Source organism: Enterobacter sp. HSTU-ASh6 (assembly GCF_026319105.1).
In the GTDB taxonomy this organism is placed as follows: Bacteria; Pseudomonadota; Gammaproteobacteria; order Enterobacterales; family Enterobacteriaceae; genus Enterobacter; species Enterobacter sichuanensis.
Map to the genome: position 1 here is coordinate 173838 of NZ_WSPD01000008.1, position 26105 is coordinate 199942.

General features: G+C 56.1%; 21 protein-coding genes. 5 read left to right on the plus strand and 16 right to left on the minus strand.

Annotation, left to right across the window (positions count from 1 at the left end):
* Positions 1-28 precede the first annotated feature (28 nt).
* Positions 29-1984, minus strand: a complete 1956-nt coding sequence (locus GM298_RS12255) for a glycoside hydrolase family 127 protein (RefSeq protein ID WP_266154167.1) — start codon at positions 1982-1984, stop codon at positions 29-31.
* Between the two features lie 10 nt (positions 1985-1994).
* Entirely contained in the window at positions 1995-3395 is a 1401-nt protein-coding gene (locus GM298_RS12260) for an MFS transporter (RefSeq protein ID WP_266154168.1), read from the minus strand.
* A gap of 225 nt (positions 3396-3620) precedes the next feature.
* Between GM298_RS12260 and GM298_RS12265 the strand changes: the two genes are divergently transcribed.
* Entirely contained in the window at positions 3621-4439 is an 819-nt protein-coding gene (locus GM298_RS12265) for a helix-turn-helix domain-containing protein (RefSeq protein ID WP_126800944.1), read from the plus strand.
* Here GM298_RS12265 and araD read toward each other — a convergent pair whose 3' ends face one another.
* The 8 genes from araD to yiaK form a co-directional block, all read right to left on the minus strand.
* Positions 4440-5135 carry an L-ribulose-5-phosphate 4-epimerase gene (gene araD, locus GM298_RS12270; protein ID WP_095449911.1) on the minus strand — a complete coding sequence of 232 codons (696 nt, stop codon included), beginning with the start codon at positions 5133-5135 and terminating at the stop codon, positions 4440-4442.
* On the minus strand, positions 5129-5989 hold the full coding sequence (locus tag GM298_RS12275; protein WP_059386748.1) for an L-ribulose-5-phosphate 3-epimerase: 861 nt from the start codon (positions 5987-5989) through the stop codon (positions 5129-5131). Before GM298_RS12275 ends, araD begins: the two co-directional genes overlap by 7 nt.
* A gap of 2 nt (positions 5990-5991) precedes the next feature.
* Positions 5992-6645: a 3-keto-L-gulonate-6-phosphate decarboxylase UlaD gene (gene ulaD, locus GM298_RS12280; RefSeq protein WP_266154169.1), complete on the minus strand. Its 654-nt coding sequence runs from the start codon at positions 6643-6645 to the stop codon at positions 5992-5994.
* A complete protein-coding gene (locus GM298_RS12285; RefSeq protein ID WP_266154170.1) occupies positions 6642-8147 on the minus strand; it encodes an FGGY-family carbohydrate kinase in 1506 nt (501 codons plus the stop codon). The genes ulaD and GM298_RS12285 overlap by 4 nt, the downstream gene beginning before the upstream one ends.
* Before the next feature lie 64 nt (positions 8148-8211).
* Positions 8212-9531, minus strand: a complete 1320-nt coding sequence (locus GM298_RS12290; protein ID WP_045286011.1) for an MFS transporter — start codon at positions 9529-9531, stop codon at positions 8212-8214.
* A 43-nt stretch (positions 9532-9574) separates the two neighbouring features.
* Positions 9575-10501 (minus strand): DUF4862 family protein, encoded by a 927-nt coding sequence (locus GM298_RS12295; RefSeq protein WP_128339058.1) that lies wholly within the window; start codon positions 10499-10501, stop codon positions 9575-9577.
* A gap of 26 nt (positions 10502-10527) precedes the next feature.
* Positions 10528-10995, minus strand: a complete 468-nt coding sequence (locus GM298_RS12300; protein WP_059386745.1) for a YhcH/YjgK/YiaL family protein — start codon at positions 10993-10995, stop codon at positions 10528-10530.
* Positions 10996-11005: 10 nt separating this feature from the next.
* A complete protein-coding gene (yiaK, locus tag GM298_RS12305) occupies positions 11006-12004 on the minus strand; it encodes a 3-dehydro-L-gulonate 2-dehydrogenase (protein WP_059386744.1) in 999 nt (332 codons plus the stop codon).
* Between the two features lie 230 nt (positions 12005-12234).
* Here yiaK and yiaJ point away from each other — a divergent pair, with 230 nt between their 5' ends.
* A complete protein-coding gene (gene yiaJ, locus GM298_RS12310) occupies positions 12235-13047 on the plus strand; it encodes an IclR family transcriptional regulator YiaJ (protein ID WP_266154171.1) in 813 nt (270 codons plus the stop codon).
* A gap of 72 nt (positions 13048-13119) precedes the next feature.
* Here the strand turns inward: yiaJ and avtA are convergent, their stop codons facing one another.
* Positions 13120-14376: a valine--pyruvate transaminase gene (gene avtA, locus GM298_RS12315; RefSeq protein WP_025758385.1), complete on the minus strand. Its 1257-nt coding sequence runs from the start codon at positions 14374-14376 to the stop codon at positions 13120-13122.
* Positions 14377-14616: 240 nt separating this feature from the next.
* Positions 14617-16647, minus strand: coding sequence for an alpha-amylase (locus GM298_RS12320; protein ID WP_266154172.1), 2031 nt, complete (start codon positions 16645-16647; stop codon positions 14617-14619).
* 313 nt (positions 16648-16960) lie between these two features.
* Between GM298_RS12320 and GM298_RS12325 the strand changes: the two genes are divergently transcribed.
* On the plus strand, positions 16961-17785 hold the full coding sequence (locus GM298_RS12325; protein WP_032672543.1) for a protein bax: 825 nt from the start codon (positions 16961-16963) through the stop codon (positions 17783-17785).
* 39 nt (positions 17786-17824) lie between these two features.
* Here the strand turns inward: GM298_RS12325 and xylR are convergent, their stop codons facing one another.
* The 4 genes from xylR to xylF form a co-directional block, all read right to left on the minus strand.
* A complete protein-coding gene (xylR, locus tag GM298_RS12330) occupies positions 17825-19003 on the minus strand; it encodes a D-xylose utilization transcriptional activator XylR (RefSeq protein WP_021242460.1) in 1179 nt (392 codons plus the stop codon).
* A 33-nt stretch (positions 19004-19036) separates the two neighbouring features.
* Positions 19037-20218: a xylose ABC transporter permease XylH gene (gene xylH / locus GM298_RS12335; RefSeq protein ID WP_266154173.1), complete on the minus strand. Its 1182-nt coding sequence runs from the start codon at positions 20216-20218 to the stop codon at positions 19037-19039.
* Positions 20196-21737 carry a xylose ABC transporter ATP-binding protein gene (locus GM298_RS12340; protein WP_047957484.1) on the minus strand — a complete coding sequence of 514 codons (1542 nt, stop codon included), beginning with the start codon at positions 21735-21737 and terminating at the stop codon, positions 20196-20198. The genes xylH and GM298_RS12340 overlap by 23 nt, the downstream gene beginning before the upstream one ends.
* A 71-nt stretch (positions 21738-21808) precedes the next feature.
* Entirely contained in the window at positions 21809-22801 is a 993-nt protein-coding gene (xylF, locus tag GM298_RS12345; protein WP_025759158.1) for a D-xylose ABC transporter substrate-binding protein, read from the minus strand.
* 370 nt (positions 22802-23171) lie between these two features.
* Here xylF and xylA point away from each other — a divergent pair, with 370 nt between their 5' ends.
* Positions 23172-24494, plus strand: a complete 1323-nt coding sequence (gene xylA / locus GM298_RS12350; protein ID WP_014830210.1) for a xylose isomerase — start codon at positions 23172-23174, stop codon at positions 24492-24494.
* A 62-nt stretch (positions 24495-24556) separates the two neighbouring features.
* Entirely contained in the window at positions 24557-26011 is a 1455-nt protein-coding gene (xylB, locus tag GM298_RS12355; RefSeq protein ID WP_025759161.1) for a xylulokinase, read from the plus strand.
* Positions 26012-26105: the final 94 nt, after the last annotated feature.

Sequence of the window (26105 nt, forward strand, 5' to 3'; positions counted from 1 at the left end):
TGGGGTGAGGGCAACAGGCCGCAGATAATCAGCCTTCATCCACCCAAATCCGCATTTCCCCTTCTCCCCGGTTAGCCCAGCTAAACCAGGGGATAAAGGTCAACATTTTGGGCTGAGGCTGCACCGGAGAGCGGTCATACTGCCATAACGCCGCCGATCCCGTCTCAGTGGCGCTTCGTGCTACCCCTTGCGCCTGAACCAGCATCTTATGTGCGAAAATCCCTTTTCCTTCAAAGACCCGAAATACGCTGTCGGCAGGCAGGGAGAGGTTATGTAGGTTCGCTCCGTTATCGGCCTCTTCCAGGCAGTAGACCAGCGGGCCGCGCTGCAGGGCGACCTTGCCCGCCTGCTGGCGTACCTGCGGGTTTCCATACACGCGGCGAACCGGCATCGGTAGCGTCAGCGTGACAGCATCCCCCTCTTGCCAGGTACGGGTCAGGTAGAGGTATCCCCGGGAGATTTCACCCGCAACGGCTTCACCGTTCAGCGACACGGCAGGTGCCGCGCACCAGTCCGGGAGCCGCAGGGCCAGGGTATGCCTCACCGGCGCAGGTGAGACGATCTCGATATTTACCTCTTCCTGCCAAGGATAATTGCCGCTAATCCGCAGTTGCAGCGTCTCGTCGCCCACCGGTATGGCGACCTCGTTGCCCACGTAGAGGTTAATAAAAAGCGCATCCGGGCGAACGGTATAGATGTAATGCCCCAGCGACGTCAGCACGCGAGCGATATTCGGCGGGCAACAGGCACAGCCGAACCAGCGCTGGCGAACGGGTTTCACATGATCGTAGATATGGTTGAACGCCAGGGTTTTCGGATGGACCTCCAGAGGGTTCACATAGAAGAAGTGCTTACCGTCCAGCGCCATGCCCCCAAGCACCGTGTTGTATAACGCCCGCTCCATCACGTCGGCGTAGTGACTGTCGGCCTCCATCTCCAGCATCCGACGGGCAAACATCATCAGGCCGATGGAGGCGCAACTTTCGGCATAGACCGTATCGTTGGGCAAATCATAATCGCTGCTGAAGGCTTCACCGCTGCTTTGCGAGCCTATCCCGCCAGTTATGTACAGCTGGCGCTGCGCCATGTTGTTCCACAGTCTCAGGCAGTCCTGCCGCTTGCCCTCGTCATGGCTCAGGCGAGCCAGATGCGCCATGCCCGCCATCAGGTAGACAAAGCGCACCGCGTGGCCAGTGGCCGTTTGCTGTTCAGCTAGTGGCTGATGCGCCTGGCTGTAGGCTTTGTCCTTGACCATCCATGCCGGACCGTAGGTGTTCCAGTATGACGTTCTGCCACGCTTCTCATATTCGATATCGTAGAAGTGAGGCTGCACGCCGCGTTGTTCAATAAAATATTTCACTAGCGTGAGATAGCGTGGCTCCTGGGTAACGTCATAAAGCCGCATCAGCGCCAGCTCGATTTCCGGGTGACCCGGATAACCGTGGAGCTGGTTGTCACCAGGGCCAAACACGCTGTCGATGTGGTCCGCCAGACGGCATACCACCTCCAGCAGCCGGCGTTTACCGGTGCCCTGAAAATACGCCACGCCGGCTTCAATCATATGTCCTGCGCAGTAAAGTTCGTGGCATTCAGCCAGGTTGGTCCAGCGCTCGCTGGGGGCTTTTACCGTAAAATAGGTATTGAGATAGCCATCTTCACACTGCGCTGCCGCGATCAGTTCAATGACCTCGTCGGCGGTTTTTTCCAGTTCAGCGTCCGGTTTCTGGCACAGCGACCACGCTACGGCTTCCAGCCATTTCGCCACGTCGCTGTCCTGAAAGACCATGCCGTAGAACTCCCCCTGCTCGAGGCCTGCCGCGATGCGGAAGTTGGTGATGGCATGGCTGGGTTCGGCGTCCTGCACGCGATCGTTCAGCGCATCCCACTGGTAGGGGATCACCACATCACGCACCAGCCGCTGATACTGGCCGAGAAACGGGTCGTTGATTTTCAGGTTGTGCAGGTTGGCTTCCATTACGGGCATAGCGTTCTCCTCAGGACGATACATGACGCTGGCGCAGATCGGTGGCAATGCGCGCCATCATCGGGTTGTTGAGCCTGCACCAGCGAACAGAGACAGCCAGCAGCAGGTGGAATAGGGCAGGGAGTAACGTCTCCATGGCGGTGATACCCTGCAGTGAAGCGGGAGTCTGGTTGCCCGTGCCAGGCTGGTAGGCCACGGCGATAAACACCAGACTGATGATCCCGGCGCTGGATGCCCACGCCAGCTTGATGAAAAACAGGTTAAAGGCGAAGTTCATGCCCGACGAGCGCACGCCCGTTTTCCACTCGCCGTAGTCGTCGGCAAAGGCCATCAGCGAGAAGTGCAGCGGCAGGGTAAAACCGAGAATGACGCCGTTGCTCAGAATGACGATAAGCCACAGGGTCTGGTGAGCCGGGCCGCCGGGCAGGAACCACATGCCCACCGCGAGCGCGGCCAGCACCAGGTTGGTGTAGTAGTAAAGTTTGACAGTATCAACGCGGCGAGAGAGAGGGTTGACGATCACCGCGCCCAGAATGGCCGCGAAGGTCACCATGGTGAAAAACAGCGAGGTATAGGCGGTGCTGCCCTGCAGCACGTAGGTGATGAAGTACATGTAACCGCCGCCGCGGATGTTGAACACGTTGATCAGCAAAAACGACATCACCAGCATCAGCAGCAGCTGGTCATTTTTACGCAGACCGGCCAGGTGTTCGCGCAGGGTGAATTTGCCCATCAGCGCCAGCGGAACGCGCTCACGCACCCAGAAGAAGCAGCAGAGAAACATTACTACCGCGATGGCGCACAGCACGCCAACCCCCAGTTGATAGCCCCGTGCGGCATTCCCCTGGCCCAACTCCGCAACCAGCCACGGCAGACCCACGGAGACCAGAAAACCCGCCACGCCGCACAGCACAAAGCGCCATGACTGGCAGGAGATCACCTCGTTGTGACGAGTCGTCATGGTGTTGATCAGCGCGCAGTAGGGAACGTTGATGGCGGTATAGCCGACGGACAACAGCAGGTATGTCCCGAACGCCCAGGCGATTTTCACGCCCATACTGGCTTCCGGCACGGTGAAGGTCAGCACGCCAATAATTCCGATGGGAAATGCCACCCACAGCTGCCAGGGACGAAAGCGTCCCCAGCGGCTCTGGGTGCGGTCGGCAATGATACCCATCACCGGGTCGGAAATGGCATCAAAGACGCGCAGGGCGATAAACAGCGTACCGACAAGTGCCGGGGTGAGGCCAAAAACGTCGGTGTAGAAAAAGGTCAGAAAATTCATGATCAGGCAGGTCATCACCGTTCCGCCCGCATCGCCCAGGCCGTAGCCAATTTTCTCGCGAATGGACAAACGGCTATCGGCTGCCCCTTGTGTCACGTCTGATTCTGTAATCGGTGTGGAAGTCATGAGATAACTCCTCAGGAATCGAATTTATTATCGTATTTGTGCAAGGTACGCATTTATTCTGCACCGAACAGGCAGGCCAACAAGAGAAGGGAAAAGTATAAAAAGATGACGATTCCGACCTGATGATAAAAATGTGAATTTGATCGAGCCGTTATTCGGTTATTTATTAATAATCAAAGCGTAAGTCGAATATTAACGGCACTAAAAGCGGAATGGTGAATATCCATGCTCGAATTATCCATAGCGCTTCCGATTAAAGTCCAGAATGGCGGGCTGTTTATTTCCCGGGGCGTGGGGCGTCACCCTGCCAGGAAGTTAACCTCATGGGAGATAATATTTGTTGAAAAAGGGACATTAACGATCCAGGAAGAAAATCATCTCTTTGAGGTGAAGGCGGGAGAAAGTTTGCTTCTCTGGCCGGGCCGTCGACATGTGGGCGTAGAGGATTTCCCGGCGGACCTGCGCTTTTACTGGCTCCACTTTGAGGTTGAAAAGCAACATGTCATCTTGCCAGAAGCCACCCCTCTGGCAATAGAACAACATTGCCGCGTAAGGGATGCGCAATATGTTATTGCGCTATTTCGGCAATTCCTCAGCGAGCAGGAGAAATTACAGCGAAGCGTGGCGCTGGAGATGATTTTATTACTGATTTTACAGCAGGTGTCGATCTCGTCGGGATATGAAGACAACGCCGATGAGGCCGGGGCGGCAATGGCATGGAAGGCGAAGCAGCTTATTCGCACGCAGTTTCATTTGCCACTTTCCACATCGCAGCTGGCAAAAGCGTTGCACTGTAATGCTGATTATCTCGGACGCGTGTTTCGCCGGACTTTCCATTTAACCCTGACGGAAGCAATACATCGCCAGCGCGTCAGGGCGGCAGAAAAACTGTTGCTGGATGGCACCGCCTCGCTCACCGAAGTGGCCACCCGCTGCGGTTTTAATGACGTAGGTTATTTCCGACAGATATTTTCAAAGCACACCGGGTTAACCCCCGCCGTCTGGAAACGGCGGTACTGTAAAGAGCATATTAATTCCGGATGATCACTGGCCGTAATAGGCATGCGCCCCGTGCTTACGCAGATAATGTTTGTCGAGCAGTTCCTGCTGCATAACCGGAAGCTGGGGGGCAAGCTGGCGCGAGAACAGACCCATGTAGGCGCACTCTTCCAGCACGACGGCATTATGTACCGCATCGGCGGCATCTTTACCCCAGGCGAACGGGCCGTGAGAGTGCACCAGAACCGCCGGGATCTGCACTGGGCTGAGATCGCGCTCCTCGAAGGTTTTGATGATCACTTCCCCCGTCTGGTATTCGTATTCCCCTGCAATCTCGGCCGGGGTCATCTTCCGCGTGCAGGGGATTGTCCCGTAGAAATAGTCGGCGTGCGTGGTGCCCCATGCCGGTAAATCCTGCCCCGCCTGCGACCAGATGGTAGCGTGGCGAGAGTGGGTATGCACGATGCCGCCGATCTCCGGGAAACGACGATACAGCGCAAGATGCGTTGGGGTGTCTGACGAGGGTTTTTTGCGGCCTTCGACCACCTCACCGGTGGCGATATTCAGCACCACCATATCTTCTGCGGTCATCACGTCATACTCCACGCCGGAGGGCTTGATCACCATCAGGCCGCTTGCGCGATCCACTGCGCTGACGTTGCCCCAGGTGAAGGTCACCAGCTGGTGGGCGGGAAGCGCCAGGTTTGCCGCCAGTACCTCGGCTTTGAGTTGTTCTAACATGTCATGCCTCCTTCCTGCATGCGGGCTTCAATCCAGCGGCGCGCCTGGATGATCTCCAGCACCGGCTCTTTTGCTTTTTCAGTCCACATTTCAATCAGAAACGCACCGCGATAGTTCAGCTGATTGAGTGTGCTAAATATCCCTACGAAATCGACGCAGCCCTCGCCAAACGGCACATCGCGGAACTGTCCCGGACTTTGCTCGGTGACGGGCTGGGTATCTTTCAGGTGAATTGCAGCGATGCGATCGATACCCAGCGTCAATTCGGCAGCCACATCGTTGCCCCACGCGCTGAGGTTGCCGACATCCGGATAAACGCTGAACCACGGCGAGGCGAGCATCTCATCCCATTTTTTCCATTTGCTGATGGAGTTCATAAACGCCGTGTCCATGATCTCCACCGCCAGCATCACCTGGGCGGCCGCGGCCTGCTCTACAGCCCACGCCAGCCCTTCAGCAAAGCGCTGTTGCGTGCCCTCGTCGTGCGCTTCGTAGTAGACGTCATAACCCGCAAGCTGGATGGTGCGAATGCCGAGATCGCGGGCCAGCCTGATGGCTTTGGTCATGATTTCACGGGCGCGTTCACGCACGGTTTCATCCCGGCTTCCAAACGGGAAGCGGCGGTGGGCCGACAGGCACATGGAGGGGATCGCCACCCCGGTTTCCAGCATCGCTTCAACCAGCGATGCGCGCTGTGTGGTGCTCCACTCGAGGCGCGACAGGCGTTCGTCGGTTTCATCAACCGACATCTCAACAAAGTCGAACCCGCAGCTTTTCGCCAGCACCAGGCGCTCTGGCCAGGTGAGGGATTTCGGCAGCGCTTTTTCGTAAATACCTAACGGATGCTGACGCATGGTTACGCTCCCCAGATGTCGCGGATTTGTGAATGGAACGCGTGCGCCACCTGCGATGGATTGGCCGCGCCTGCCAGCGCGCGTCCGGCAATGAAGGCTTTCACATTGATCTGCTTAAACAGCGGCAGGTCGGCGGGGGTGATGCCGCCGGTGATCGAGATCTGCAAACCGATGTCGGAGAGGGCTTTCATTCTGGCGAGATCCGCCTCACCCCACTGCTGTCCGCTGGCCTGGGCGTCGCGACCCCGGTGATAAATGGCCTGCTTCACGCCGATGCGCTGCCAGGCGCGCGCGTCGTCCAGCGTCCAGTGGCCAAAGAGTTCCATCTGGATTTCTCCCCCGCAACGCAGTGCTACTTCGTGGCCTCTTTCAACGGTCGCCAGCGGTGCGGCGCAGATAATGGTCATCCAGTTCGCGCCAGCGCCAAACGCCTGTTCCGCCAGCGTTTCTCCGGCATCGGCCACTTTCCAGTCCGCCACGACGATCTTATCCGGGCACTGCGCGCGCAGGGCGCGTACGGCATTTAGCCCTTCGGTCAGGCACAAAAGGGTGCCCGCTTCGATAATATCGACGTGATCTGAAAGCGTCGCGACATCGCGCCGCGCGGCCTGAAGAGAGGTGTGGTCGAGCGCCAGCTGCAATAATGGTCGGCTCATAGGTCGTACTCCTTAACGCGGGCGTGGTAGCCCTGTAGTGCTGAAATCAGTAGCCGGTAGCGCTGATACTTACGCTGATAGGCTGCATGGGCGTGCATGTCAGGTTCAATGACCCGAATGTCGTGTCGAAGGGCGCGTTGCGCCGCGTGAAAATCGGGATATACGCCAGTGCCAACCAGGGCAGCCAGCGCCGCGCCGGAACAACCGGTCTCCTCAACCTGCGGCAGTTCAATGGCCAGGCCGCTGACGTCTGCAAGCATTTGCATCCACACCTCAGAATGGGTGGGTCCCCCCGTTACGCGCAGCGCATGAACGTGGGTAAAGCGTTCGAGCATACGGTTGAGGTGGGTCATGTGGCTAAATACCACGCCCTCATAAACTGCCTGGAGCAGATGCGCGCGGGTGTGCAGCGCCTGCATACCGTAGAAACCGCTGGTCATCTCCAGCCCGGCGTTGCTGCCGTAAAGGAACGGCAGGAAGAACAGATCGCTTTCGGCTTTCGGCAGGCTGGCGACGGCAAGGTTGATCTCATCGAATGACATGTCGCCCCACTGCGCAGTCAGCCACTCCAGGTTGCCGGACGAGGTAGGGCTGGCTTCGTGCACGATGTATTGCTGTGGATGCACGTAGCGTCCATAGACGTACGGGAACGGTTCGTTGTCGCGAAGCGCACTGGCGATCCCGCTGGTGACGGCCCAGGTGCCCATCACGGCGTTCAGCGTATGTTCGTCATGCAGTCCGGCGCAGATCGCGGTGGAAACCACATCAAACAGTCCACCCACGACGGGCGTGCCCGCCGCGAGACCGGTAAGTGCAGCTGCCTGAGGGGTGATTTCCCCGCACATTTCTGCTGAACCGACAACCGGCGGCAGTGCGCCGTCAACCTCGCTGATACCCAGCCAGCGCGTAAGCTGTGGGTCGTTCTGGCCGGTGTTCATGTTGTAGAGGTTGGACTCGGAAATGTTGCTCTCTTCGCTGCCTTTTACGCCGGTGAGGCACCAGCGCAGATAGTCGTGCGCCATCATCACGCAGCCGATTTGCTGATACCGCTGCGGTTCGTTCTCTTTGATCCAGCGCAGCAGGGAGACCGGATGCCCGGTCCACAGCGTCTGGCGCGTATGCGGATACAGTTTTTCGGGAATACCGTCCTGCTGCCAGCGCTGCACAATGTCCTGGGCCCGGCGGTCAGAGGAGAGGATAGCGTTGCCCAACGGCTGGTCATGTTTATCGAGTAAAAACAGTCCCTTGCCCTGCGCGGAAATACCGACACCCTTGATCTGTTTTCCGTTTACCCCTGAATGGTTGAGCAGCAAGGCCACGGTCGCGTGGCAGTGCTGCCACAGCTGGTGCATATCCCGCTCGGCGTAGCCCGCTCGTGGGCTGAGCGTGGCAACGGAGCGGCGTTCGATACTGACTTCTTTGCCCTGACTGTTGTATAAACCGGCTTTCAGATAAGTACCGCCACAATCGATACCCAGCCAGAAGGGCTCTTTTTCACTCATCTTTATCTCGCTTATTCGCCGGGTGGCGCTGCGCTTACCCGGCCTACGGTTCGGTTTGAGGGCATCAGGCCGCACGTTTATGGGGGTTCACCGTGGGATTGGGCTCTGCCCCCGCATCGCATTTCGCCGGCAGCAGCAGGGCCAGCAGCGATGCCAGCGCCAGAGACACCGCCAGGCAGTACACTCCCGCATCTTTGCTGTAGAGCGTGATCAGCACGCCTACCGCATACGGGCCGCAGAAGCCACCGAGGTTGCCCAGGGCGTTGATCACGCCACGCGCACCGCCCGCCATCTCCGCGCTGAACAGGCGGGCCGGAATGGTCCAGAACACGCCTGCGGCCGACTGCAGGAAGAAACCACAGCCCACCAGAGCGGCATAGGCCAGCCAGGTATTCGCTTTGAGCGCCACCGAGAGGAACATGCAGAGCGCGAAACCAATCAACGGCAGGGAGACAAACAGCTTGCGCTTGCCGGTTCGGTCAGAGAGCGTAGAGAACAGGAACATGCCCGCAATAGCGCCGATGTAAGGCAGGATCGCGAGCACTCCCACCTGGCCGATGCTGGTGTGTGTCAGCTCTTTGAGAATGGTGGGCAGCCAGAGGGTGTAACCGTAAATTCCGGTCTGATAGAAGAAGTTCAGGGCGATCAACTGCCACATGGTTTTGTCTGACAGCACCGCGCTGAGAGAGGCGTTTTTCACCTCTTTTCCGGCGATGGCCTGCTGTTCAGCCGCCAGCGTGTGCACCAGATAGTTTTTCTCGGCGTCTGAGATCCAGCGGGCTTCCTGGGGACGGTCATAAATGGTGAACGCCCACAGCACCAGCACCGCGATGGACATCAGCCCTTCAATGATAAACAGCCAGCGCCAGTCGAGTGCGGTAATAATCCAGCCCGACAGCGGGGCGGTGATGATCCCGGCGATGGGCACAAACATGATCACAATGGCGTTGGCGCGACCGCGCTCGGCATCCGGGAACCAGTTGCTGATCATGGTGAGCACAACGGGCAGCATCCCCCCTTCCGCCACACCGAGTAAGAAACGCAGCACCAGAAGCTGATACTGATTCGTCACAAGCCCGGTCAGAACCGAGATCACCGCCCAGGCGACCAGTGACCAGCCGATAAACTTCTTGCCGCTGCCGTGGACGGCAATCTTGCCGCCGGGAACCTGCAGGAACAGATAACCGATAAAGAATATCCCGCCCGCCAGACCTGCCATGGTGGCGGAAATACCCAACTCTTCATCCATACCGCCCGGCATGGCAAAAGCGATATTCACACGGTCCATATAAGAAATAATGCAGGCGATAAGAATAGGAGGAATGATTCTTAGCCAGCGCTGGCGCGGAATGTCCGCATGTAGGGCTTGAGTAGACGTAGTCATATTTAATCTCTCAGTGTAGGTAACCGGAATTACGTTTTTATTGTTATTGTGTTGCTTTTTTCATCGCGCTAATGCCGTCGCGTAAAATAGCGATACGATGCCCGACGTCAGCATTAGCATTTATTTCCAGTAATTTAATACCGGAGAATTTCAACGTTGCGGCGTGCGCCGCAGTAAACAGTGTTTTTACATGTTCAGTGGACATCAGGCTGTCGGCGCAGAACGAAGAAAACGGCGCGTGCAGATCCTGCCATTCGCCGTACTCCCCGCGGAGGGTGGTACCGGAGAACATCAGCGCGCCCAGCTTTCCGGCCTGAAGGGCGGTTTGCACATGCTCAACCGGAAGCGTTGTGTTGCGTCCCTCAATGGCCGAACGCGCCCAGTTGATGCAGACGCTGATATCGGTCTCGTTGATCGCCTCCAGAACCTGCTTCAGAGGCAGGAAACCCTTGCGCGGGGCGAGACCTGTCATGGCATCACAATGTTCAAGCACCAGGTCGCAGGACCAGTCCCACGCGGTGATTTCGCGAACAGAGCGGGAAAATGCATCGGTGGCCTGCTCAACAGAAGCATTGCCGATCTGCGGAGCCGCCTGCATCTCCAGCGCGATAATTTTTCCCGGAAAACGGGCATTCACGGCGTCAATTTTCTGGTGCAGATGACGGTAGAAATTGACGCAGGCTTTACGCTGCGCTTCGTCAGCAGATGCCAGGCCAAACGCACCGTGGGTGCCCCGGCGGCGCATGGTTTCCATAACGGCGGTGACAACCATTTGCCAGTCGCCTGGCGTATGGCGGAACAGCCATTCATCACCAAACGGATGGAGATTTTCCAGACACGGTTGTTCCAGCCCACGGATATCCGGCGTGTCGGAAAGTGCCCGCCAGAAGGCCCGTTCTTCTTGTTCCCCTTGCTGATGAAACGAGGGTGCGCAGGGATACGCACCAATAATAAACCCGGTGTTGGTCATTTCGCGTTTCCACTATTTATAAAAAATTAATTCAATTCGCTGATGGCAACTTTCACCACAATTTTACGAATCGCAGAACTTTTATTTTTAATACAGGCAGGGCGGTGAACGTCCTGCGGGAAAAATATGGCGTAGCTGCCCGGTACCATTTCAATAAACGACTCATTTTCGCTGTCGTGATAAAAAATAATATCCCGCTGTTCGAGCAATGATTCGCTTATTTCGTTATTGCCGGTATCAATAGCGATACCGATTTTCTCTTCGCCGGAGGCCAGGAATTGAATATCGAGGTAGCGGCGATGTACTTCCGGGCGATTCTCATGCTGTGCTTTGGTGGTCAGGTCGAGCACCTGAGCAAAGATGTTACGTCCTTCGATTTCAACGACGCCCGGCATCAGGGAGGTGAAATCCGTGGTACGCAGAAAATCCAGTGCTTTTTCAATGGCGCGTGGCAGGCGGCACGGATTGGGCTGCGAGATATGTCCGAATATCATGGTCCACTCCTTACAGTGCCTGGATTTTCGCCCACACGCTGTCGTCGATGGTGATACCGTGGCGACGGTTCTCTTCCAGATGACGCGTAAATTCATGCCCCGGCAGACGGACCGCCACGTTTTCATCTGACCGCTCTGCGGTAGTGATAAAGTCCATGATGCGCTGCAGCTTAGCGTCGCGGGTTGGTCCGTCGATCAGGCGATCGACCTCGATGGCGATAAAGATCTGCGACACGCCGTATTCGTCACTGTTGTCCTGGGTGACTTCCGCCACGGACGCGCCGTTGGAGAGCAAGGTGGCGATCATATCGAGCACGATCGATAAGCCTGAGCCTTTCCAGTATCCCATCGGCAGGATGCGACGGTTTTTCTCAATCACGCCAGGCTCTCTGGTGAGATTACCCTCGTCGTCAAAGCCGCCGTCTACCGGAAGTTCGCGACCTGCGAGACGATTGACCTCCAGCATGCCGTAGGAAAACATCGACATCGACATATCGACCATGGTGATCGGGCTGGAAGGAATGGCCACGATCAGCGGGTTGGTGCCGATGCAACACGTTTTTGAGCCCCAGGCGGGCATCACGGCTATGGAGTTGGTCCAGCAAATCCCGATATAGCCCTTCTCGGCGGCTTGCCACCCGTAGCTGCCGCCGCGCATCCAGTGGTTAGCGTTACGTAGCGCCACCAGACCAATCCCGTGATCGGACGCCAGCTCGGTGGCGCGGTCCATCATCTTCTTCGCTGTCAGGTTGCCGATGGATCGCTGCGCATCCCACTGTTCGATGGCCCCTAATGTGGTAACCCGTTTTGGCTGGGCGTCAGGAATGATGTCGCCGGCGTCAAGCTGCTGGATAAAGCGCGGGAAGCGGTTGACGCCATGCGAATAGACGCCGGATTCCGTGGTGCGGGCAAACATCTCCGCGCAGGCGTCCGCGGTGTCCGCGCTGACACCGCGATCGAGCAGAACCCGATTGAACGCCGCTTTCAACTCTTCGAAGGTCACTTTCATCCCTGTTCTCCTGTTTTTGTCGGGGCAAGTGCGAGTGCTTTTTTATCGCTAAATTTCACTATGCGAAATCTGATTTCAAATATAGCGATCAAAATTTGTCAGATCAACGACATTCCTGTTTTTCAAAATCGATTAAAATCAACTGGTTGTATTTTTTCTGTCGAGATCGTGAACTGACCCACACTTTGCGCTACCATCAGGACGCGCTAAACAGGAGCCATGGAAAAAGCATGAAAGAGAGCGAAATGACGCAAGAAAAAGAGAGGCCAGCAGGCAGCCAGAGCTTGTTTCGCGGCCTGATGCTGATTGAGATCCTCAGTAACTATCCGAACGGCTGTCCGCTGGCGCATTTATCGGAACTGGCGGGGCTAAATAAGAGCACCGTGCACCGGTTGCTGCAGGGATTGCAGTCGTGCGGGTATGTCACGCCGGCACCTGCGGCGGGGACCTATCGCCTGACCACCAAATTTATCGCCGTCGGGCAAAAGGCGCTGTCATCACTGAATATTATCCACGTGGCGGCGCCACACCTTGAAGCGCTGAACATTGCTACCGGCGAGACGGTGAACTTCTCCAGCCGGGAAGACGACCACGCCATTCTGATTTATAAGCTTGAGCCGACAACCGGCATGCTGCGCACGCGTGCTTATATCGGTCAGCATATGCCGCTCTACTGCTCTGCGATGGGCAAGATCTACATGGCGTTTGGTCAACAGGCGTATGTGGCGAGCTACTGGGAAAGCCACCAGGATCAGATCCAGCCGTTGACCCGCAATACCATCACCGAACTGAGCGCGATGTATGACGAGCTGGCAACGATCCGCGAGCACAGCATGGCGATGGACAAAGAAGAGAACGAACTGGGTGTCTCCTGTATTGCCGTGCCGGTATTTGATATTCATGGCCGCGTGCCGTACGCGATCTCTATATCGCTGTCGACGTCGCGCATGAAGCAGGTGGGCGAGAAAAACTTACTCAAGCCGCTGCGCGAAACGGCAGAGGCTATTTCAAAAGAGCTGGGTTTTAACGTGCGCGAGGCGTAGCACAAGGGCAGGTTTATCGTTGCGGAGCCTGCCAGATGACGTACCGTCTGGTGCGTCATCTGGCGTAAGCCCTTACTGCGTATCTTCGCGCCAGGCGTACTCGATCTCTTCGGCGAGAATTTTCACCCCGGCTTCAATTTTTTCCGGATCGGGCACGTAGTTCATCCGCATGCACTGATGTGTATGTGGCCACGGCTTATCCAGACCCGGGAAGAAGTAATCACCTGGTACCATCAGTACGCCGCGCTTTTTCAGGCGCTGGTAGAGCAGTTCGGTGGTGATAGGCAGGTCCTTAAACCACAGCCACAGGAAAATCGCCCCTTCGGGTTTGTGGATCAGGCAACGTTCTTCCGGTAAATAGCGGCGAAGAATCGCAATGGTTTCCTGAACGCGCTGGTAATAGAAGGGCTTGATCACCTCATTCGACAGGCGCAGCAGGTCGTTGCGTTTGATCATTTCGCACATCATCGCCGGACCGATGCCGCCCGGTGAAAGGCTGATAATGCCGTTCATATTGGTAATGGCGGTGATGATTTTCTCATTGGCAATGATGATGCCGCAGCGGCTGCCCGGCAGGCCCAGCTTAGAGAGGCTCATGCACAGGACAATGTTCGGGTTCCACAGTGGACGTGCTTCGCTGAAGATAATACCGGGGAACGGTACGCCGTAGGCGTTATCGATCACCAGCGGGATGCCGTGCTGATTCGCCAGCGCATCCAGCTTCATTAACTCCTCGTCGGTGATCACGTTGCCCGTTGGATTCGTGGGACGTGATACGCAGATCATGCCCGTCTCTTCACCAATATGCAGATGTTCAAAATCGACGTGATATTTGAACTGGCCTTCCGGCAGCAGTTCGATGTTCGGGCGCGCGGAGACGAACAGATCCTCTTCCAGGCCGGAATCGGCGTAGCCGATGTACTCTGGCGCCAGCGGGAACAGCACTTTTTTGGTGGTGCCGTCGGCGCGACGCCCAGCGAAGAGGTTAAACAAGTAGAAAAATGCGCTCTGGCTGCCGTTTGTCAGTGCAATATTCTGTGGTTCGATATCCCAGCCCAGCTCGTCACGCAGCATTTCAGCGAGGAGTGCCAGCAGTTCAGTTTTCCCCTGCGGGCCGTCGTAATTGCAAAGCGCATCGGTTGCTTTGCCGCTTTCCAGCATCTGAGCAAGCAGGGTCTGGAAATAGGTATTCATCTCCGGGATTTGAGCCGGGTTTCCGCCGCCGAGCATGATTGCGCCCGGTGTGCGCAGCCCGTCGTTGAGGTCCTCCATCAGGCGAGTAATGCCTGAATGGCGGGTAAATTTGTCGCCGAAAAGTGAAAACGTCATAGCAGGTGATCTGTCGAGCTTATTTTGAAAGTGGGTAACCATAACGCTAGCACCGTGCTGGTGCAAATCGGCTGGTGTGGTCGGATTTGTTGTTTTATAGGGTAGGAGTGGATTTATGTAGTGAATAGTTCTGGTGCTTTTCCCCTCACCCCGGCCCTCTCCCCAAAGGGGCGAGGGGGAAAAGACTGCACCGTGCAATTCCCTCTCCCCTTGGGGAGAGGGTTAGGGTGAGGGGGTAAATTATTGATTACCTGCCCAAACCACCATCACCTTATCGCCCTTATGCTCGCGCACGAAGCCATACCCCTCTTTCAGCGACAGCGTGGTTTGCTTGCCTTCACCTACCGCGGGATGGCGGGCGCGGAACTGACCCAGCGTTTGCCAGTGGGCGACGGTTAACGCCTGTTTGCCCGTCACGTCCTGCCAGTTCATGTCAGAGCGGGTGCCCTGCAGCGGGTCGGAACCCGTCGGTCCGAACGGACGTTCAGATTCATCTCCGTAATAAATTTGAACGCTACCCGGTGCTAACAGCAGCAGTTCGGCCGCGCGCTGGCCGCCTTCACGGAACAGGCGCGTGTCATGCGAGGAGAGATAGCTCAGCACATTGAAGCTTTGCAGCTTTTCCGCCATCTGCTGCCACGTGAGGTCCATATCAGCCAGGCAATTTATCGCTTTCGCCGCCTGCTCCTGATAATCGAAGTTGATCATCGCGTCGAAGCCGTGGCGATAATAATCGCTCTGCATGACCCCGTGGCCCCAGGATTCCCCTGTCATCCAGAATGGCGCGTTGTCGAGCTTTTTGTCCGGGTTCGCGCCTTTCCAGGCGGCCAGCGCCTGGCTTGCCTGGTCTTTCAGCTGTTGCCAGGCCGCAAGTTCGACGTGTTTGGCGGTATCCACCCGGAAACCGTCAATGCCATAGTCTCTGACCCACTGGCTCAGCCAGTGGGTCAGGTAATCGCGCGGGGTATAGCCCGGAATGGCTTTCGCATGGGTATCGGGTTTGTGTTGATAGAAGTTAGGTAACCCGGAAGGCGCGGTGGATTCTGTTTTCAAATCGGGTAAGAATGCCAGCGACATCGTTAAATCATCGAAGCCGGGGTTGTCGTAATCGCCAATGTCGGTGCGGATCCACTTTTTCCCCCACCATTTTTCCCATGCGGCTTTGTCGCTGAAGTTGATGTAGTCGTTAAAGCTGTGCCAGCTTTGGCCTGCGCCCGGCGTCCAGTTTGTCCATCGCTCTCCCAGCGTCTTTTTCAGCTCATCGCCCTGCAGGTACAAGGCGCCAAACTGATACTCCTGCATGTCCGCAAGCGTTGCGTAGCCCGTGTGGTTCATCACGATATCGAACAGGATGCGAATGCCGCGTTTATGCGCTTCATCAACAAGATGGCGTAAATCCTCTTCGCTACCCATGTTGGCATCAAGCGTTGTCCAGTCCTGGGTGTAGTAGCCGTGATAGGCGTAATGAGGGAAGTCACCTTTGGTCCCCCCGCCCACCCAGCCATGGATCTGCTCAAGCGGAGAGCTTATCCAGAGGGCATTCACGCCCAGCTGCTGTAAGTAATCGAGCTTGCTGGCCAGTCCCTTAAGATCGCCGCCGTGGAATGTGCCTATCTCCTGCATGCCGTCTTTATGACGGCCATAGCTGTTGTCGTTGCCAGGATCGCCATTCACATAGCGGTCGGTCAGTACAAAATAGACGGTGGCGTTTTGCCAGCTAAACGGCGCGGGTTTGTCGGTTTCCGCGCGCTCAAGCAGCAGTAGGCCATTGCTGTTGGCAGCTGGCTGCAGAGTGATTTTTCCGTTCTGCACTGTCGCGGTCTGTTTACTGTAATAGTCGCGCACGACCGAGCCTTCCGGGAAGGTATGGCTGACGTCCAGCGTCAGCGGTTTACCGTCCCACGTCGGGCACTGGCGGATGACATTTGCAACCGGCTGTTCTGCAGTGCTCTGGATGGTCAGCAGCAGAGTGGGCGTGCCGGAGCGGGTGTCTATCCGCATCTGGTATTCACCGTCGCGGAACAGGCGCCACTGCGGCGGCGTGCCGTCACAGGGTTTAAGTGACAGCATCTCATTGAGTTTTATCGCGTCTGTTGGCTGCCAGCACGTGTTGTCAAAACTCACGGTCACAGGACGCGTACCCTTCGCAAGCTTTGCCTGGCTTATGAAAACGCCGGTGCCTTCGGCGCTAAAGGCGTTAAACCCCGGTGACGACCAGTCAGCATGTGCCAGTGCGGGTAACATCAGAAAGGCTATTGCGGTGCGTTTCATTCCATTTTCCTGTCGCGGCATTTTTGACCAGTGTGCCACCAGGCGGAGGGTAAAAACTCATCCCCCGGCGCTTTCTGCCCGGAGGATGCGTGAGGATGAGTGATCTCGCGCAAAATTAGGCAGTTATCTGCGAGATCGCACACATTTTTTCAGAATTGATGCTTAAATGAGCAAGTTTCAGATGACATAGTTTCAGAATTGGACTATTTCTATACGTGCTCTTGAAGTCTATTTTTGATATGATTTGAGATTCCGCTCTCAAATTTGTGAAAAAATAAGGTGTTAGGATGATTACATCCGACCAGGAGACCTAATGATATCGACTCCCATTCGACGATATGGGGCTGCGATACTCATGTTACTCACCACGGCATTTTCGGGTGAGGTGCTTGCGAAGACGCACACGGATACAACGAGTAAGAAAGCCCACGTAATAAAGACGACAAGTAGTAAGGTTAGCAGTAAACAAGAGTATTCTCGCAATAGTGCAAAGAGTAGTTCACTTCCTGATTTGCGAAAATACCCTTCCGGAACACCAAGGAAAAAAGCGTTTCTCCGGACGGTAATGCCTTACATCACGAGTCAAAATGCCGCGATTACTGCGGATCGTAACTGGCTGATTTCGAAACAGTACGATAGCCGCTGGTCGCCGTCAGAGCGCGCGCGTCTGAAAGATATCACGAAGCGCTACAAGCTGAGCTGGAACGGTAACACTCGTCGTGTGCCGTGGAACGCTCTCCTTGAGCGTGTGGATATCATCCCGGGTAGCATGGTTGCGACCATGGCGGCTGCTGAAAGCGGCTGGGGGACCTCTAAGCTTGCGCGTAACAACAATAACCTTTTCGGTATGAAGTGTGTGAAAGGTCGTTGTAACAATGCGCCTGGCAAGGTGAAAGGTTATTCTCAGTTTGAATCAGTGAAAGATTCTGTGAATGCCTACGTGGTGAATCTGAACACGCACCCGGCCTACTCATCGTTCCGTAAATCACGTGCGCAGTTGCGTAAAGCGGACCAGGAAGTGACGGCCAGTACGATGATCCACAAGCTGAAAGGGTATTCGACGAAGGGACAGAGCTATAACAACTATCTGTTCGCGATGTATCAGGATAACCAGCGCTTAATTGCCGCCCATATGTAATCTTAAAAGAACGCCTTCCAGTGGAAGGCGTTTTCTTTTCTATATCAGCACCTCGCTGTGGCGATCCCGGTACTCTTTGGGTGTGGTGTCATATTCTTTGCGAAACACCGAATAGAAATACTGCAGGGATGGGTAACCGCACATCTGCGAAATTTCGTTGATCGACAGCGACGTGGAGATGAGCAGGCTGCGGGCCTTCTCCAGCTTCTCAGCATGGATAACCGCATGAATGGTTTCGCCCACCTCTTCTTTGAAGCGCTTCTCCAGATTCGAACGCGAGATGCCCACTGAATCCAGAACCTGATCGACCTTAATCCCTTTACACGCGTGGTTGCGAATGTAGTGCATGGCCTGAATGACGGCAGGATCGCTTAAGGAGCGATAGTCGGTTGAGCGCCGTTCAACGACCCGCACAGGGGGTACCAGCAAGCGCTGAAGCGGCAGAGACTCTTTATCCAGCAGACGATGCAGCAGCTTCGCCGCCTGATAGCCCATCTGACGTGTGCCCTGAGCAACGGAAGAGAGCGCCACGCGAGACAGATAGCGGGTAAGTTCTTCGTTATCAATGCCAATCACGCACAGTTTTTCAGGTACCGGGATGTGTAAATGTTCGCAGACCTGCAGCACGTGGCGCGCGCGGGCATCCGTAACGGCAATAATACCGGTTTGCGGCGGCAGCGTTTGCAGCCAGTCTGCCAGGCGGTTTTGCGCGTGCTGCCAGTTCTCCGGTGCGGTTTCCAGCCCCTGATAGACCACGCCGCGGTACTTCTCCTGCGCGACCAGCTGACAAAACGCGTGCTCACGCTCAACGGCCCAGCGCTTGCCGCTGGTGGCGGGCAAACCATAAAACGCAAAGCGATGAACGCCTTTCTCTTTTAAATGGAGAAAGGCCGCTTCGACCAGGGCATGGTTATCGGTAGCAATATAATGGACTGGCGGATAGTGTTCCGGGGAATGGTAGGAGCCGCCGACGCCCACAATCGGGACGTCGACGTCGGTCAGCAGTTGCTCAATGACGGGGTCGTCATAGTCGGCGATGACACCATCGCCCAGCCAGTCTTTAATGTTCTCCAGACGGGTGCGGAAATCTTCTTCAATAAAGATATCCCACTCCGATTGCGACGCCTGCAAATATTCGCCAACCCCTTCAACTACCTGACGGTCGTAGGCTTTATTGGCATTGAATAACAACGTAATGCGGTGACGCTTTTCAAACATGGCTCGCTTCCCAATTAAGTCACAATACCGTTATCAGGCCCGTCGCTTGGTTGCTGAGTCCATCCAGACTGCCAGCAAAAGAATGGCCCCCTTGACGATATACTGCCAAAACGTCGGGACGTCCATCATACTCATCCCGTTATCCAGCGAAGCCATAATAAATGCCCCCATCACCGCGCCCGCCACGCTACCGATACCGCCTGCGAGGCTGGTGCCGCCAATGACGCAGGCGGCAATAGCATCCAGCTCGGCGATGTTGCCGGCGGAGGGAGAACCGGCCCCCAGACGCGAGCTGAGGATCAGCCCGGCGATAGCGACCATCAGGCCATTAATGGCGAAGACGGCCAGTTTGGTACGCTCAACGTTAATCCCTGACAGACGGGCGGCTTCAAGGTTGCCGCCGATGGCGTAAATACGACGACCGAACGCGGTACGGGTAGCCATAAACATGCCGCCCAGCAGTAAGAGGGCCAGCAGCAATACCGGCGTAGGGACGCCGCGATAGTCGTTCAGGAGCCAGATTGCGCCGAGCACAATGACTGCGGTGAGCGCCTGACGCCCGACCACTGACGTTGACGCCGGCGACGCCAGCCCCAGCGCCTGACGACGCATACGACCGCGCCACTGCCACGCGACAAACGCCAGTAGCCCAATCACCCCAATCGTAAAGCCTATGCTGTCTGAGAGGTAACTCTGGCCAATCTGCGACATGGCCGCGCTGGTGGGGGAGACGGTGGTACCGTTGGTGATGCCGATTAAGATCCCGCGGAAGGCCAGCATTCCTGCCAGGGTAACAATGAACGATGGCACTTTACGGTAGGCAACCCACCAGCCGTTCCAGGCCCCCAATACCAGACCCAATACCAGCGTGACCGCCACGGTCAGCGGCAGCGGCCAGCCAAGCCAGACGTCAAAAATAGCCGCCACGCCGCCAAGCAGGCCCATCATCGACCCGACGGACAGGTCGATTTCCGCGGAGATAATCACAAACACCATCCCCACGGCCAGAATGCCGGTGATGGCGGTCTGGCGCAGCAGGTTTGAGACGTTACGCGCGCTCAGGTACGAGCCATCGGTCATCCAGGTAAAAAACAGCATAATGACGATAATCGCCGCGATCATCACGAAAACCTGCAGGTTCAGCGCTTTTAGCCCCGCGAACGCGCCGGGCGTCGGAACAGCGATTTTGATATCAGACGGATTGCTTTTCGACATGACGTTCGCTCCTTAAAGCGGCTTCCATCACCTGCTCCTGCGTCAGGTTCTGGTTAATCAGGTTGGCTTTCAGTTTTCCCTCGTGCATGACCAGCACACGGTCGCTCAGGCCGAGCACTTCGGGTAACTCAGACGAGATGACAATGACGGCAATCCCTTGCTGTACAAGCTGATTAATCAGTTTGTAAATTTCATATTTGGCACCGATATCAATTCCGCGTGTGGGCTCATCGAGGATTAATATGCGCGGGTTGAGAAGCAGGCAGCGCGCCAGAATCGCTTTTTGCTGATTGCCGCCGCTCAGACGACCAATGGCCAGTTCAGGAGAGGAAGTCTTCACCTTGAGGCGGGCGAGAGACTGCAAAATACACTGCTGCTCTGCGGCATCGTCCAGGCTGCTTAGCGCACCGGAGAACTGATCGAGTGCTGCCAGCGTGATATTTTTTCCGACCGCCATCACCGGCACGATGCCGTCTTTTTTACGATCTTCCGGGACCATGGCAATGCCGCGGGCAATCGCCTGCTGGCAGTTGTCAATTTTCACCGGCTGGCCGTCGATATAAATTTTGCCCTCCCAGCGCCCCGGCCATACGCCAAACAGACACTGTACGGCTTCGGTTCGCCCGGCCCCGACGAGCCCCGCAATCCCAAGAATTTCACCGCTGTGAAGAGAAAATGAGACGTTATTGACGCGCTTAATGTGGCGGTTCACGGGATGCCACGCGGTCAGGTTTTCCACGCGTAACACTTCGTCACCGGTGGTGTGAGGTTCATTAGGGTAGAGCGCCGTCAGCTCGCGGCCCACCATCATAGTGATGATGTCATCTTCACTCATGCCCGCGGCTTCACGCGTGCCGATGTGTTGTCCGTCGCGGATCACGCAAATGGTGTCCGAAATGGCTTTGACCTCGTTGAGCTTGTGCGAAATGTAGATGCAGGCGATGCCGTGGTTTTGCAGGTCGCGGATGATATTGAGCAGAACCGCGGTTTCCTGTTCGGTGAGTGACGCCGTGGGCTCATCGAGTATGAGCAGCCTGACCTGTTTATTCAGCGCTTTCGCAATTTCGACCAGCTGCTGCTGCCCCAGGCCCAGATCTCCCACGCGGGTGTCCGGTGAAATGCTGAGGCTCACCTGTGCCAGCAGCTTTTCGCAGCGCAGCGTCATGGTATCGTAATCCAGCACGCCGTGGCGGGAAATTTCGGCCCCAAGGAAAATGTTCTCCAGCACGGTGAGATGCTTCACCAGCGCCAGCTCCTGGTGGATGATGGCGATGCCTTTACGTTCGGTATCGCGAATGTGTGTCGCCTGAATCACTTCACCGGCAAAGACGATTTCGCCTTCGTAACTGCCATGGGGGTAGATCCCGCACAACACTTTCATCAGCGTTGACTTGCCCGAGCCGTTCTCGCCACACAGCGAAACGACTTCGCCGGGGTTCAGCCGGAGACTGACGTTGTCGACGGCTTTCACCGTGCCGAAGCGCTTGGTGATGCTTTTCATTTCAAGTAAATAAGGCATAACTGCTCCACGTAACCCGAGGGAAGAACAGTACAACGTGAAGCGCCCCCGCAGAGCAGGGGCGCGCCGGATTACAGTTCGCTCTTCTTGTGGAAACCGTCTTTAATCACGGTGGCGTCAATGTTCTCTTTATTGACTTCAATAGGTGTGAGCAGACGAGCCGGAACGTCTTTCAGCCCGTTATTCAGCGTCGCGTCGGCTTTAGGTTGCTTACCGTTGCCCAGCTCCACGGCTATTTCCGCCGCCGTATTCGCAAGCTCGGTAATCGGCTTGTAGACCGTCATGGTTTGGGTGCCGGCGATAATGCGTTTTACCCCGGCCAGATCGGCATCTTGCCCTGAAATGGCCACTTTCCCGGCCAGGCCCTGGGCGCTCAGTGCCTGAATCGCGCCGCCTGCGGTGGCATCGTTGGAGGCGACGACCGCATCAATTTTGTTGTTGTTGGCCGTCAGCGCGTTCTCCATAATTTTCAGCGCGTTTTCTGGCAGCCAGCCGTCGGCCCATTGATCGCCAACCACTTTAATTTTCCCGCTGTCGATGTACGGCTTAAGGACTTTCATTTGCCCTTCGCGGAACAGTTTGGCGTTGTTATCTACCGGCGAACCGCCCATCAGGAAATAATTGCCCTGTGGCACTTTGTCGATCAGGCTTTGCGCCTGTAATTCGCCTACTTTTTCATTGTCGAAGGAAATATAATAATCAATATCCGCATTATTAATCATACGGTCATAGGCCAGAACTTTTATCCCTTCCTGTTTGGCTTCTTTCACCACGTTACTTAATACCTGGCCGTTATAGGGGATAATGACCAGGACATCGACACCACGGTTGATCATATTCTCAATTTGCGACATTTGCGTTTCTTCGTTGCCGTTAGCCGACTGAACAAACACGCTTGCGCCAAGTGATTCTGCTTTCTTAACAAAAATATCGCGATCTTTTTGCCAGCGCTCCAGACGCAGGTCATCAATCGCCATGCCAATTTTGACCTCCTTAGCATGGCCTGCAAAGCTTGCCAGCAGGAGCGTAGTGCAGAGCGTTAGGGTCAGGTTCTTTATCTTCATAATTATTAGGCCTTTTGTAGGGGTATGTGTTGCTGAGATAAAAGAAACATTCACTACTGAGACGCAGCAAATTTTTAACGCGGAAAGGCAGGCTGGCAATTACAGATTTTTATCTTCCTATTATGATATTTGGTTTATTTCTGAATTTATGACCGCGATCGGATTTTAAAATACGTAACGTCTTAATTACATTTGATTCTGGAATACACGCCGAAAAATAGTTTGCCTGCGCATTATTTTGCGAGCCAGCGCACAGTTGTGCATTCTCTCAATAGCAGTGTGAAATAACGTAATTGAGCAACCCCAAATGTCTATTCACTATTACTCCTGTATCAACGACTCGCCGCATACCCTGATTATGGAGCTCAATATGCAAGCTTATTTCGACCAACTCGATCGTGTTCGTTACGAAGGCCCAAAAACGACCAATCCTTTAGCATTTCGTCACTACAACCCGGATGAGCTGGTGCTGGGTAAGCGCATGGAAGATCATTTGCGCTTTGCTGCCTGTTACTGGCATACCTTCTGCTGGAATGGCGCCGACATGTTCGGCGTGGGTTCCTTTGACCGTCCGTGGCAACAGCCGGGTGAGGCTATCGAGCTGGCGAAACGGAAAGCCGATGTGGCGTTTGAGTTCTTCCACAAGCTGAACGTGCCCTACTACTGCTTCCACGATGTGGACGTGTCGCCAGAGGGCGCGTCGCTGAAAGAGTACCTGAACAACTTCGCGCAGATGGTGGATGTGCTGGCGGCGAAACAGCAGCAAAGTGGCGTGAAGCTGCTGTGGGGTACGGCGAACTGCTTCACGAATCCACGCTACGGCGCGGGGGCTGCAACTAACCCGGATCCGGAAGTGTTTAGCTGGGCGGCCACCCAGGTGGTGACAGCCATGAACGCCACGCATCAGCTGGGCGGTGAGAACTATGTTCTGTGGGGCGGCCGTGAAGGCTACGAAACCCTGCTTAACACGGACCTGCGTCAGGAGCGCGAGCAAATTGGCCGCTTTATGCAGATGGTTGTTGAGCATAAGCATAAAATCGGTTTCCGCGGCACGCTGCTGATTGAGCCGAAACCGCAGGAACCCACCAAGCACCAGTATGACTATGATGTGGCGACGGTGTACGGTTTCCTGAAGCAGTTCGGCCTGGAAAAAGAGATTAAAGTTAACATTGAAGCCAACCATGCCACCCTCGCGGGCCACTCATTCCATCACGAGATCGCGTCTGCGATTGCGCTGGGCATTTTCGGCTCTGTCGATGCTAACCGTGGCGATGCGCAGCTGGGCTGGGATACCGACCAGTTCCCGAACAGCGTGGAAGAGAATGCGCTGGTGATGTATGAAATTATTAAAGCGGGGGGGTTCACCACCGGTGGGTTGAACTTTGACGCCAAAGTGCGTCGCCAGAGCACCGATAAATACGATCTGTTCTACGGCCACATTGGCGCGATGGACACCATGGCGCTGGCGCTGAAAGTGGCCGCGCGCATGATCGAAGACGGCGAGCTGGATAAGCGCGTGGCGAAGCGGTATAGCGGCTGGAACAGTGAGCTGGGCCAGCAAATTCTGAAAGGTCAGTTATCGCTTGCGGAAATTGCGAAGTACGCTGAACAACACCAGTTGGCTCCGCAGCACCAGAGTGGACATCAGGAGCTGCTGGAAAATCTGGTCAATCACTACCTGTTCGATAAATAACAGCACGCAGGCCCGGTAAGCGGTAGCGCCACCGGGCATTTCTGTTAAAGGAGTCACCGTTAATGTACATCGGGATCGATCTTGGCACATCGGGTGTGAAAGCCATCCTGTTAAGCGAGCAGGGCGACGTGTTAGCAACGCAGACAGAAAAACTGCAGGTTTCACGTCCGCACCCGCTGTGGTCGGAGCAGGATCCGGAGCAGTGGTGGCAGGCGACGGATCGTGCCATTCAGGCCCTGGGTGAGCAGCACAATCTGCGTGGCGTCAACGCGCTGGGGATCGCCGGACAAATGCACGGCGCTACGCTGCTGGATAACCAGCATCGTGTGCTTCGTCCCGCCATTCTCTGGAACGATGGCCGATGTGCAGAAGAGTGCGCACTCCTTGAGGCGCGTGTTCCTGCCTCTCGTGAAATTACCGGAAACCTGATGATGCCCGGCTTTACTGCGCCCAAATTGCTATGGGTGCAGCGCCACGAGCCGGATATTTTCCGTCAGGTGGCAAAAGTATTGCTGCCAAAAGATTATCTGCGTTTTCGCATGACGGGGGATTTTGCCAGCGACATGTCCGATGCCGCCGGCACGATGTGGCTCGACGTGGCGAAACGTGACTGGAGCGAGGCGATGCTGGATGCCTGCCATCTGACCCGTGAACACATGCCCGCACTGTTCGAAGGCAGTGAAGTGACGGGCACATTGCTGCCAGCGGTTGCGGAACGCTGGAATATGCCTGCCGTACCGGTGGTGGCCGGAGGCGGGGACAACGCGGCGGGGGCTGTGGGTGTCGGGATGGTTGAGGCCGGGCAGGCTATGCTCTCGCTGGGAACCTCCGGCGTCTATTTTGCCGTCAGTGACGGGTATCGCAGCAACCCTGAAAGTGCAGTGCACAGCTTCTGCCATGCGCTGCCAGGAAAATGGCATTTGATGTCGGTGATGCTGAGTGCCGCGTCGTGCCTGGACTGGGCGGCGAAGCTGACCGGGATGGCCGATGTGCCTGCGTTGATTGCCGCAGCGCAACAGGCGGATGAAAAAGCCGGTACCGTCTGGTTTTTACCGTATCTGTCCGGTGAGCGTACGCCGCACAACAACCCGGAAGCAAAAGGCGTGTTCTTTGGCTTAACCCACCAACACGGTCCGGCAGAACTGGCGCGAGCGGTTCTCGAAGGCGTAGGTTATGCCCTGGCTGATGGAATGGACGTGGTGCATGACTGCGGCCTGAAACCGGCGAGCATTACCCTGATTGGCGGCGGGGCGCGAAGCCCGTACTGGCGACAAATGCTGGCGGATATTAGCGGACTGCAGCTGGATTTCCGCACCGGTGGTGACGTCGGGCCAGCGCTCGGTGCCGCGCGACTGGCGCAGATCGCCATGAACCCGGAAATACCGCTGTCGCAACTGCTGCCGCAGCTTACGCTGGAACAGGCGCATCTGCCTGATGCCGCACGCCATGCGCGTTACGCGGAAAGGCGCGATGTGTTCCGCAAAATTTATCAGCAGCTGCTGCCGGTGATGTCGTAAACGCGATTGTCTGCCAGCGGCACGAGGATGTCCTTTTTTGGTCTGTCCGCGTGCCTGTTTCCTCGTCAGTATGTATTCATACCCACTGGCGAGG